Source organism: Mycobacterium helveticum (assembly GCF_007714205.1).
Taxonomy (GTDB): domain Bacteria; phylum Actinomycetota; class Actinomycetes; order Mycobacteriales; family Mycobacteriaceae; genus Mycobacterium; species Mycobacterium helveticum.
In genome coordinates this window covers 16,952-28,592 of sequence record NZ_VMQU01000073.1, presented here as the reverse complement: position 1 = coordinate 28,592, position 11,641 = coordinate 16,952, and the positions used below count along the sequence as shown (strand labels likewise).

8 protein-coding genes and 1 pseudogene are annotated in these 11,641 nt (G+C 71.6%); 2 read left to right on the top strand and 7 right to left on the bottom strand.

From position 1 onward, the window contains the following. Both FPZ47_RS16925 and FPZ47_RS28940 read right to left on the bottom strand, forming a co-directional pair. Positions 1-401: beta-ketoacyl synthase N-terminal-like domain-containing protein (locus FPZ47_RS16925; RefSeq protein WP_281291803.1), on the bottom strand; the 401-nt coding region annotated here is incomplete at its 3' end. A 399-nt stretch (positions 402-800) separates the two neighbouring features. Continuing rightward, positions 801-1,151: a hypothetical protein gene (locus tag FPZ47_RS28940; protein WP_144948722.1), complete on the bottom strand. Its 351-nt coding sequence runs from the start codon at positions 1,149-1,151 to the stop codon at positions 801-803. A 192-nt stretch (positions 1,152-1,343) separates the two neighbouring features. On the opposite strand from FPZ47_RS28940, the gene rbpA reads away from it, so the two are divergent. Beyond that, positions 1,344-1,679, top strand: coding sequence for an RNA polymerase-binding protein RbpA (rbpA, locus tag FPZ47_RS16915; RefSeq protein ID WP_144948725.1), 336 nt, complete (start codon positions 1,344-1,346; stop codon positions 1,677-1,679). Between the two features lie 21 nt (positions 1,680-1,700). Here the strand turns inward: rbpA and lnt are convergent. The 3 genes and pseudogenes from lnt to FPZ47_RS16895 form a co-directional block, all read right to left on the bottom strand. Further along, positions 1,701-4,522 (bottom strand): annotated as a pseudogene (gene lnt, locus FPZ47_RS16905) (apolipoprotein N-acyltransferase). Further along, complete coding sequence (locus FPZ47_RS16900) at positions 4,515-6,065, bottom strand: amidohydrolase (RefSeq protein ID WP_144948899.1); 1,551 nt, start codon at positions 6,063-6,065, stop codon at positions 4,515-4,517. Before FPZ47_RS16900 ends, lnt begins: the two are co-directional and overlap by 8 nt. Before the next feature lie 152 nt (positions 6,066-6,217). Then, positions 6,218-6,766 carry an FxsA family protein gene (locus tag FPZ47_RS16895; protein ID WP_144948732.1) on the bottom strand — a complete coding sequence of 183 codons (549 nt, stop codon included), beginning with the start codon at positions 6,764-6,766 and terminating at the stop codon, positions 6,218-6,220. 72 nt (positions 6,767-6,838) lie between these two features. On the opposite strand from FPZ47_RS16895, the gene FPZ47_RS16890 reads away from it, so the two are divergent. Next, positions 6,839-7,546, top strand: coding sequence for a dienelactone hydrolase family protein (locus tag FPZ47_RS16890; RefSeq protein ID WP_144948735.1), 708 nt, complete (start codon positions 6,839-6,841; stop codon positions 7,544-7,546). Here the strand turns inward: FPZ47_RS16890 and FPZ47_RS16885 are convergent, their stop codons facing one another. Next, a complete protein-coding gene (locus FPZ47_RS16885) occupies positions 7,547-7,945 on the bottom strand; it encodes a PPOX class F420-dependent oxidoreductase (RefSeq protein WP_144948738.1) in 399 nt (132 codons plus the stop codon). Between the two features lie 100 nt (positions 7,946-8,045). Next, positions 8,046-11,624 carry a cobaltochelatase subunit CobN gene (gene cobN / locus FPZ47_RS16880; protein ID WP_144948741.1) on the bottom strand — a complete coding sequence of 1,193 codons (3,579 nt, stop codon included), beginning with the start codon at positions 11,622-11,624 and terminating at the stop codon, positions 8,046-8,048. Between the last annotated feature and the right edge of the window lie 17 nt (positions 11,625-11,641).

Below are 11,641 nucleotides of genomic sequence, written 5' to 3'. Positions count from 1 at the left end.
TCCCACGACAACTCCAGGAACAGCCGCTGCTGGGGGTCCATGGCCAGCGCCTCGCTGGGGCCGATCCCGAAGAAACCGGGATCGAAGTCGCCCACGTTTTCCACGAACCCACCGGTGCGGGTGTAGGTCTTGTGCCGCGCGTCGGGGTCGGGGTCGAACAATCCGGCCAGGTCCCAGCCGCGGTCGGTGGGAAAGTCCGACATGACGTCGCGGCCGTCGGCAACCATCTGCCACAGGTCTTCCGGGGTGTCGACCCCGCCCGGGAAGCGGCACGACATCCCGACGATCGCGATCGGCTCGCTCGACCGTTCCAGCAACGCGCGGTTGGTGCGCTTCAGGCGTTCAACCTGACCCAGCGCCTTACGCAGCGCCTCGGTCGCATGCTGAAGTTGATCAACCATGTACTGTCCCTCGCCCTAACCCTCACCTATTGGTGGCTGTGGCCCGCCGGAGGCGGCTCTCGCCGAGTCACGGGAGCTGCCCAGCGACGCGATGTCGTGGTCTATTCGACCAGCGTCGTGCTGCTCTCCGACCCAAGTTCGCTGGTGAGTATGGCCAACTCCGGCAGGATTTCAAAACGTCCGATACTCCCGGCTTCTCGCGAAGGACCGGCATCGACCTGTGGAAGGCGACCTGCGAGCGCATGCGAGGGCGCGCGCCGGCGGGCCAGGTGCCTGCTTTGTCCCGCTGACCCCGGGAAACGGGGACGTGATCGGCGCGCCGTCCATGGCGCGACTGTACCCGGCCGGCGACAGCGGGGGCTCACGCGGCCACTCGCGCACCGGTGCGACAGGACACGGTCAGGCCCCCACTCTGCGCCAGCCGTCGGCGGCGCGGGCGGCCCCGACCAGCCTGGCGCACAGCTCGCGAAGCTCCGTTGCCCCGGCACCCTCGTCGAGCGCGGTGGCGACGTCCTCGGCCGCGCATCGCACCTGGTAGACCCGATCGGACAGATCCGCCGCATCCTCCGCCGACAGGACCACCGCGTCCTCGGGCACGGCGCCGCCCCCGGCGCGGCTCAGCAAGGCCCGCTGCTCGTACGCGCGCTGCCGGCACGACTGCCGGCAGTACTGGCGACGACGGCCCATCCCGGCATCGGCGACGTCCCGGCCACACCAGCGGCATGGCTGGGGGCGGGCGCGGCGGGTCACGCCTGCGACTTTAACCCGCTCAACGCTTGTCGGGCCGCTATGCGGGTATCATCAGAGGCCGCGTCGCGCGCACCCGCGCCGGGCCCCGGGGAACTGCCCGGGTCGTCGCAACGTTTGCCATACGAACAGACATCCGAAGAAATTGCCACCACAGAGCGTACGAGAGCTCAGAGGTCCAAAGGAGTAGCACCAATGGCTGATCGAGTCTTGCGGGGTAGTCGCCTCGGCGCCGTCAGCTACGAGACCGACCGCAACCATGACCTGGCGCCGCGTCAGATCGCCCGCTACCGCACCGAGAACGGCGAGGAGTTCGAAGTCCCGTTCGCCGACGACGCCGACATCCCCGGCACCTGGATGTGCCGGAACGGCATGGAAGGCACCCTGATCGAGGGCAACCTGCCCGAGCCGAAGAAGGTCAAGCCGCCCCGCACCCACTGGGACATGCTGCTGGAGCGCCGCTCCGTCGAAGAACTCGAAGAACTGCTCAAGGAGCGGCTCGAGCTGATCAGGTCGCGCCGCCGCGGCTGACCGCCCGGGCGGCGGGGGCCGTCAGGCGCGCTCGGGTGCGCGTGTCCCGCGGGCGCGTGCCGTCCGCCCCTCCAACCCCCAGCGGGTGACCTTGACCAGCGCCTCGCGGATGTTGGATCCGCTCATCTTGGACACGCCGAGTTCGCGTTCGGTGAAGGTGATCGGCACCTCGACGATGACGAAGCCGTTGCACGCGGTACGCCAGGTCAGATCGATCTGGAAGCAGTAGCCCTTCGACTCCACCCGGTCGAGTTCGACGGCCTCGAGGACCTCGCGGCGGTAGGCGCGGTAGCCGGCGGTGATGTCGTGGACCCCGACGCCGAGCGCCACCCGCGAATAGGTGTTGGCCGTCTTGGACAGCGCCAACCGCCGCCACGGCCAGTTGCGTACCGTCCCCCCGTCGACGTAGCGCGAGCCGATGGCCAGGTCGGCACCCGCGTCAACGGCGTCCAGCAAGCGGTGCAGCTGTTCGGGTGCGTGGCTGCCGTCCGCGTCCATTTCCACCAGCACCGAGTAATCCCGGCTCAGACCCCAGGCGAAGCCCGCCAGATAGGCGGCGCCCAGACCGTCCTTGGCGGTGCGGTGCAGCACGAACGTGCGACCGGGATCGGCGGCCGCCAGCTCGTCGGCGAGCTGGCCGGTGCCGTCGGGGCTGCTGTCGTCGACGATGAGCAGATGCACTCCCGGGCACGCCTTCTTCAACCGCTCGTGGATCAGCGGCAGGTTCTCCCGCTCGTTGAAGGTCGGGATGATCACCAGCGTGCGCTCGCTCGGATGGCTGCCCGGGGCATGCGGCCCCGGCTGGGCGGTAGTCATTGAGCTCCTCTGTGTCGCCCGAAATAACGCGGTTGTCGCCCGCTCCGGTGGAGCGGAGTGGAGTCACCGCCCTCGGCGGGCGGGACCTGGTCGCCGCCGTCATCGGGCGGGGGATCCTGCGAAGTATCCGAACCGCCCTCGTCGGGCGGTGCGTCGTCGTCCGGTTCGACCGGTCTGGACCTGAGCCGTATCGGACGCGGGAACCACCCATTGTGCCGTATCCCGGCCAGGACGACCGCTCCGGCCACCGCGACCAGAATCCATTGCAGCAGCGGAGCCCACCGGGTTGCTGGCGTCAGCTTGGTCTTGAGGCGCACCTGCACGTCCAGGTAGGCGGGCTCGAAGAAGTCCGTGCGCACCAGCTCGCCGCCGTCCGGGGCGATCATCGCGCTGACCCCGGTGGTGCCGGCCACCACGACGTATCGGTCGTGCTCCACGGCCCGAACCTTGGCGAACGCCAGCTGCTGCTCGCTCATCGTCTTGTTGAAGGTGGCGTTGTTGCTGGGCACGGCCAGCAACTGGGCGCCGTGCAGGACCGCGTCGCGCGGCTCCCGGTCGAAGATCACCTCCCAGCAGGTCGCCACCCCGAGCGGCACCCCGCCGATGTGGACGACGCCGCTGCTGCGGCCCGGCACCATGTGGCCAGCCAGGCCGGCGTACCCGGAGAGGTGCCTGAACAGCCACGGCATCGGCAGGTACTCACCAAACGGTTGCACGATCTCCTTGTCGTGGCGGTCGGCCGGTCCGGTGACCGGGTTCCAGACGATCACGGTGTTGGTATATGCGGGGTCATCGGGCGGGCGGCCCGGGATGCCGAGCACGGTGCCGACGAGGATCGGCGCGTGGATCGCGGTGGCGGCTTTCGCGATCTGTTGGGCGGCGTCGGCATTGACCAGCGGATCGATGTCCGACGAGTCCTCCGGCCAGATCACGAACTGGGGTTGCGGGGCGACCCCCGACCGCACGTCCTCGGCCAGCCGCAGCGTTTCCCGGACGTGGTTGTCCAGCACCGCGCGTCGTTGCGCGTTGAAACCGAGACCCAGCCGCGGCACGTTGCCCTGCACCACCGCGACGGTGACCAGGGGTTCCCCGCCCGCTCCCGTCCCCGCATGGCGCACCTGGGGCCAGACCGCGACCGCGGCGAAGAACACCACGCAGATGCACACGCCGGGCAACACGACGGCGGGCGGCCGGTCGGCTTCGCCGCGGCCGTGGGTTCGCGGCCGGCCGCCGCGCGGCCACCACGCGACGATTTCCCGTGCGATCGCCGCCGCGCTGAAGCCCACCAGCATGATCGCCGTCGAGAGCAGCGCCACCCCACCGAGCCGGGCCAACGGCAGGAACGGCCCGTCGGATTGGCCGAACGCGACCGACCCCCATGGGAAGCCGCCGAACGGATAGTTGGCCTTCAACCACTCCTGGGCCGACCACAGCACCGCGAACCAGATCGGCCAGCCGGGCAGCCGGCGCACCACGACGGCGAGCAATCCGAACAAGCCCGGGAACAATGCACACGTGATTGCCAGCACCAGCCAGGGCATGGCGCCCACCAGAGCGCTGATCCACGGCAGCAGCGGCAGGTAGAGCGCCAGCCCGAACAGGAATCCGTAGCCGAAGCCACCCGCGGGTGACGTGGCACGGTGCGTGAGCACCCAGGCCAGCAGCGCGGCGGCCACGACGGCGGCCCACCACCAGTTCCGTGGCGGGAAGCTGGCGCACAGCAGGAGGCCGCCCGCGACGGCGAGCAGCAACCGGGCCAGCCGGGGCCGCAGCGCGGCCCGAACGGCGGGCAGCCGGGCGAGCGCCACGGCGGCCAGCCGCACCGCGGCGCGGCGCGTCGTGGCGGCCAGCCGTGCGGCCGGCCGCGGACCGGCGGGCTCGTCCTCCGCCGGCGGCGGTTCCGGCGGCACCGCCGGCTCGGACGCGGTGTCGTCGGCGCCCGGACCGGCCGCGGGCTCCTCGTCGGCCGGCACGGTCCCGCCCGCGGCGGCCGGGCGCGCGTTACGGGCGAACCAGCGCCTAGCCATGGATCACAGCGCCCCGGTGCACGGTTTGCCGACAGCGCGGCGTGGGGTCGGTGGGGCCCAGGCGCGGCAACGCCGGAACCCGGGAACGCGGGTCGGTGGACCAGCGCTGGACGCCGTCCCGCGCCGCCGGGGTGTCCAGCGTCGCGGCGTCCCACACGGCGTACGACGCCGGCGCACCGGGCACCAGGGTTCCCGCCAACGGGTCGAGCACCCCGCCCGCCCGCCAGCCCCCGCGAGTCGCGGCGGCGAATGCGGCCCGGGGCGAGAGTGCGCTGCCCGCGGTGCGATGGTTGACCGCCGCGCGGACGCTTGCCCACGGGTCCAGGCCGGTGACCGGGGCGTCGGAACCGAGGGCGAGGGGCACGCCTTGGGATGCTAACAGCGCAAGCGGGTTGAGCCGGCTGCCTCGCTCGGCACCAAGCCGCCGCGCGTACATGCCGGTGGGGCCGCCCCACAGCGCGTCGAACTGGGGTTGGACGCTGGCGATGACGCCCCAGGCGCCCAGTTTTGCCGCCTGCTCGGCGGTGACCATCTCCAGGTGCTCGAGGCGATGCCCGCAACGGGCGACGGCGACCACACCGAGGTCGTCGACGACCGCCCCGAACGCGGCGACGACGGCCGCGACCGCCGCATCCCCGATGACATGGAAGCCGGCCGTGACCCGCGCCTGCGTGCAGGCCCGCACGTGCGCCTCGACGGCATCGGGGTCCAGGTAGCAGCTGCCGACCCGGTCAGGGGCGTCGGCGTAGGGCTCGTGCAGCCAGGCGGTGCGCGACCCCAGCGCCCCGTCGACGAACAGATCGCCGGCCAGCCCCCGGGCGCCGGTCTCCTGCACCAACGCGCGGGCCCGCGCCGGGGTGGTGACCGCCTCGCCCCAGTAGCCGATCACCTCGACACCCCGGACACCCCGGACGTTCTCGTCGAGCGCGCGCAGCCGCAGCCAGTCGTCGGGGCCGCCGATCTCGGGGCCGGCACATTCGTGCACGGCGACGATCCCGGACGCGGCGACGGCCCGCAGCGCGGCCGCCCGCGCCCCGGCCAGCTGCGGGTCGGTGAGCAGGCCCCGGGCGACGGCCCGGACCAGGTGATGGGCGTCGCCGGCCAGCGGCCGCTCGGGGCTGAACCCGGCGGCCGCGGCCAGGCCGGGGACCAGCCGGCGCAGCGCGGTCGACGCGAGGGCGGAGTGGACGTCGACGCGCGCCAAGTAGGCGGGCCGATCGCCGAGCACGTCATCGAGGTCGGCCGTGCCGGGGGCCGCGTTCTCCGGCCACGCCGATTCGTCCCAGCCGTGCCCCCACACCGGCGCGCCGGGGTGCGTGGCCGCATAGTCGCCGACCATCTTCAGGCACTGCGCGCGCGAGGTGGCCGCCCGCAGGTCCAGGCCGCTGAGCGTCAGGCCGGTCGCGCTGAGGTGGACATGGCTGTCGACGAACGCCGGTGCGACGAACCCGCCGTCGAGGTCCTCGACGGCGGCGTCCGGGAACTGCTCGCGGCCGACCGCGTCGCTGCCCAGCCAGGCGACGACATCGCCGCGCACCGCCATGGCGGTGGCCCCCGGATGGGTCGGGCTATGCACCCGGCCGTTGACCAGCAGCTTGGTCACCAGCCAAACCTAGCCAACCGGCGGGTGGCGGCGGGCGGTGCGGGCGTTCAGTACGGGCCGGATCAGCACGGGCTGGATCAGTACGGGCTGGATCAGTACGGGCCTTGCGAGGAACGCTGTCGGGGTGCACCGGCCGTCGGGGCGTGCGGCAAGGTGGGCGGCTCACCCTCGGTGCCGTCGATGACCTCGCCGTCGATGAAGTCGCGTCGGTCGCTCGCCCGGCGACGGCGCGCGCCGCCCGCGAAGGCCCCCCAGGCGACGGTGGTGATCAGCGGCACGCGCCGCTGCAGACCACGCATCGTCACCGCGGCCAGACCGGGGCCGGCGACGGCCCGGATTCCGGGCACCAGAAGCAGGACCCCCAACGTGGTCGTGACCAGCCCCGGGACGACGACCAGGCCCGTGGCCAGCGTCAGCAGCGCGCCGTCGCTCAGCGCACGCTGCGGTTCCCCCGGCCCGGACCGCAGCTGCCCCACCCGGTGGATGAGCTGCGACCCCGCCATCGGCACCGCCAGGGCCCACCCGAGCACGAAGGTGGCCAGCAACACCACCACGGTCCAACCGAACCCGATCGTCGACACCAGCGCGATGACCGCCGCGAGTTCGACGCCGGCATATATCAGCAACAACCGCCACAGCATGTGAGGCCAACGTCCGCGGGGCGGGCCGCAGTTCCCCGTCGGCGAACAGCGCGGCTGCGCTTAGATGACGTTATGACAACGATCGAGATCGACACCCCCGACGGACCGATCGACGCGCTGCTGAGCCTTCCGCCGGGGCACGGCCCCTGGCCCGGCGTGGTGGTGATCCACGATGCGTTCGGCTACGGCCCCGACAAGGAGGCGATCAACGACCGGATCGCCCGGGCGGGGTACGTGGCGGTCACCCCGAATCTGTACGCCCGGGGTGGCCGCGCCCGCTGCGTCACCCGGGTCATCCGGGAAGTGCTGACGCAGCGCGGCCGCTCCCTCGACGACATCCTGGCCACCCGCGACCACCTGCAGGCCATGCCGGAGTGCACCGGCCCGGTCGGCATCGCGGGCTTCTGCATGGGCGGCCAGTTCGCACTGGTGATGGCGTCCAGCGGCTTCGGCGCCTCGGCACCGTTCTACGGCACTCCGCTGCCGCGCCATCTCGGCGAGACGCTGGACGGCGCATGCCCGATCGTGGCCAGCTTCGGCGCCCGCGACCCGCTCGGGGTCGGCGCGCCGGCCCGCCTGCGCGCAACGGCCGACGCCAAGGGACTGACCGCCGACATCAAGGTGTACCCCCACGCCGGACACAGCTTCGCCAACAAGCTTCCCGCCCAGCCACTGCTCCGCGTGAGCGGCTTCGGCTACGACCAGGCCGCCACCGAGGACGCGTGGAGCCGGGTCTTCTCCTTCTTCCGTCAGCACCTGGCAGCGGCGTCGCAGACCTAGCTATCCGGGCAGCGGGCTCTGGGCCGGCCTGAGCTCGAGGCCGACGTTGTTCTGCATGCCGCCGCGCAGCTTGCTGAACAGATTGAACACCTTGCCCACGATGCCGTAGCGCCTGCCGATCGCGTCGTAGACGGCGGGTGTCTGCGACTTGTCGAGGACGGCCGCGATGCCTTCGACGGCCTCGCCTTTCGGGTTGCCGCGCATGTCGCAGGCAGCCAGCGTCACCCGCGGGGTGTTGCGGATCCGCTTGACCTTCCAGGACTTCTCCTGCGTGATGACCAGCAGCCGGTCGTCCTCGGCCGCGGCCCAGACGGGCGTCGGCTTGGGCCGGCCGTCCTTGGTGAACGTGGTCAGCAGTACGTATTGCGACTTGGCGAGGTCGGCAAAGGTGGGCGTCACACTGCCAACCTACCGCGCCAACCTACCGCGCCAACCTACCGCCGAGGTGGCTCGAGCGTGACCTTGTGGGCACGCCGGGGCCCGAGAGTGACTGCGGACGCTAGCCCTCGAGGTCGCCCTCGGTTTCCAGCAGCGCCTGGCGCAGGCCGTCGAGCGTCTCCGGTTGCGGGTCGGCCCACATGCCGCGCCCGGCGGCCTCCAGCAGTCGCTCGGCCATGCCGTGCAACGCCCACGGGTTGGACTCCGCCATGAACTTGCGGTTCTCCTGGTCCAGCACGTAGCTCTCGGTGAGCTGTTCGTACATCCAGTCGGCCATCACCCCCGCGGTGGCGTCATAACCGAACAGGTAGTCGACGGTCGCGGCCATCTCGAACGCGCCCTTGTAGCCGTGGCGGCGCATCGCCGACATCCAGCGTGGGTTGACCACCCGCGCGCGAAAGACGCGCGCGGTCTCCTCCGAGAGCGTGCGGGTGCGGATCGCGTCGGGTCGGGTGTTGTCTCCGATGTAGGCGGCCGGCGCCTGCCCGGTCAGCGCCCGCACCGTGGCCACCATGCCGCCGTGGTACTGGAAGTAGTCGTCGGAGTCGGCGATGTCGTGCTCACGGGTGTCGGTGTTCTTCGCGGCCACCGCGATGCGGCGGTATTGCCGGTTCATGTCGTCGACCGCCTCCCGGCCGTCGAGGCCGCGCCCGTAGGCGAACCCGCCCCAGGCCGTGTAGACCGCGGCCAGGTCGGCGTCGTCACGCCAGTTGCGGCTGTCGATCAGCTGCAGCAGCCCGGCACCGTAGGTGCCCGGCTTGGAACCGAATATTCTTGTGGTCGAACGCCTCTGGTCGCCATGCTGGGCCAGGTCGGCCTGGGCGTGCGCCCGCACGTAGTTGTCCTCGGCGGGCTCGTCGAGGTCGGCGACCAGCCGCACCGCGTCGTCGAGCATCGTGACCACGTGCGGGAAGGCGTCCCGGAAGAACCCCGAGATGCGCACGGTCACGTCGATGCGCGGCCGGCCCAACTCGGCCGGGGTGATCGGCGTCAGGCCGACGACGCGCCGCGACGCGTCGTCCCACACCGGCCGAACACCCAGCAGCGCAAGCACTTCGGCGATGTCGTCACCCGCAGTGCGCATCGCCGAGGTGCCCCACACCGACAGCCCGACGGACCGCGGCCACCGCCCGTGGTCGTCGCGGTACCGGGTGAGCAGCGAATCGGCCAGCGCCGCACCGACTTCCCACGCCAGCCGGGACGGCACCGCCTTGGGATCCACCGAGTAGAAGTTGCGGCCGGTGGGCAGCACGTTGACCAGGCCGCGCAGCGGCGAGCCCGACGGGCCGGCCGGGACGAAGTGGCCGTCCAACGCCCGCAGGACCTGCTCGATCTCGGCAGCGGTGCCGGCGAGCCGGGGCACGACCTCGGTGGCCGCGAACCGCAGCACCGCCGCGGCGTCGGGGTTGTCGGTGAGCCGGTCGACGGCGTCGGCGTCCCAACCGGTGGCCTGCAGCGCCGCGACCAGTTCCCGCGCGGCAGCCTCGGCCTCATCGACCGCGGATCGTTCGTCGGTGCCGTCCTCGGCCAGCCCCAGTGCCTGGCGCAGGCCGGGCAGCGTGTGTTCGCCGCCGAACAGCTGGCGGGCGCGCAGGATCGCCAGCACCAGGTCGAGTTCGCTTGCACCCTGTGGCTTTTGACCCAGGATGTGCAGGCCGTCGCGGATCTGGACGTCCTTGATCTCGCACAGCCAGCCGTCGACGTGCAGCAGCATGTCGTCGAACGAGTCCTCTTCCGGGCGTTCGGACAGTCCGAGATCGTGGTCCATTTTCGCGGCCCGGATCAGCGTCCAGATCTGCTGGCGGATGGCGGGCAGCTTGGCGGGATCCAGCGCCGCCACGTTGGCGTGCTCGTCGAGCAACTGCTCCAGACGTGCGATGTCACCGTAGGTCTCGGCGCGCGCCATCGGCGGGATCAGGTGGTCGACGAGCACCGCGTGCGCCCGCCGCTTGGCCTGGGTGCCCTCGCCGGGGTCGTTGACCAGAAAGGGGTAGATCAACGGCAGGTTTCCGAGCGCGGCGTCGGGCCCGCAGGCCGCCGACATGCCCAGCGTCTTGCCCGGCAGCCATTCCAGGTTGCCGTGTTTGCCCAGATGCACCACCGCGTGCGCCCCGAAACCCGCGTCCAGCCAGTGGTAGGCGGCGAGATAGTGGTGGCTGGGCGGTAGGTCCGGGTCGTGGTAGATGGCGACCGGGTTCTCGCCGAATCCCCGGGGCGGCTGCACCAGCAACACCAGGTTGCCGGATCGTATTGCGGCGATCACGATCTCGCCGTCGGGGTCGTTGGTGCGATCCACGAACAGCTCGCCGGGCGGCGGACCCCAGTGCGCCTGCATGGCCTCGGTCAGCTTGGCCGGCAAGGTGGCGAACCACTCACGATAGTCTCTGGCCGACAAACGAATCGGGTTGCCGGCCAACTGCCCTTCGGTGAGCCAGTCCGGGTCCTGGCCGCCACGCTCGATCAGGGCGTGGATCAGCGCGTCACCGTCGCCGTTCTCCACCCCGGGCAACTCGCCCACCCGGTAGCCGTGCTCGCGCATGGCCGCCAGCAGCGCGACCGCGCTGGCGGGGGTGTCCAGCCCGACCGCGTTGCCGATGCGGGCGTGTTTGGTGGGGTACGCCGAGAACACCAGCGCCACCCGCTTGTCGGCGGGCGCGACGTGTCGCAGCCGCGCATGCCGGATCGCCAGCCCCGCCACCCGCGCGCAGCGTTCCGGGTCGGCCACATAGGAGATGAGACCGTCGTCGTCGAACTCCTTGAACGAGAACGGCACCGTGATGATGCGCCCGTCGAACTCGGGCACCGCCACCTGGGTGGCCACGTCGAGGGGGCTCAGGCCGTCGTCGTTGCCCAGCCATTGTCTGCGCGGGCTGGTGAGGCAGAGGCCCTGCAGGATCGGAATATCCAGAGCCGCAAGGTGTTCGACGTTCCAGCTGTCGTCGTCGCCGCCGGCGGACACCGTCGCCGGTTTCAGTCCCCCGGCCGCCAGAACGGTGACCACCATGGCATCGGCCTCGCCGAGCCGCGCCAGCAATTCGGGTTCGGCGGTGCGCAGCGACGCGCAGTAGAGCGGCAGGGGCCGGCCGCCGGCGTCCTCGATTGCCCGGCACAGCGCCTCGACGTAGGCGGTGTTGCCGGCCAGCTGCTGGGCGCGGTAATAGAGCACCGCGATCGTCGGGCCTTCGGCGCGGTCGGCGGCGCCCGCGCGGGCGAGCTCGCCCCAGGTGGGCGTGGCCACCGGCGCGGCGAACCCGTAACCCGTCATCAACACGGTGTCCGACAAAAAGGCATGCAGCTGACGCAGGTTGTCCACGCCGCCGTGGGCCAGATAGACGTGGGACTGCACCGCGATACCGGCGGCGACCGTCGACAGGCCGGTCAGCTCCGCGTCGGGCGCCTGCTCGCCGCTGACCAGGACGGCCGGGACCCCGCTGGCGATCACGGTGTCGATGCCGCTCTGCCAGGCGCGGTAGCCGCCGAGGATGCGTACCACCACGACCGAGGCCTCGGCCAGCAGCTCGGGCAGGTCGTGTTCGGGCAGCCGCGACGGGTTGGCCCACCGGTAGTTCTTGCCGGCCGACCGGGCGCCGAGCAGGTCGGTATCGGAGGTCGACAGCAGCAAAATGGTCGGGTCAGCCACTCATCATTCGTACCGCA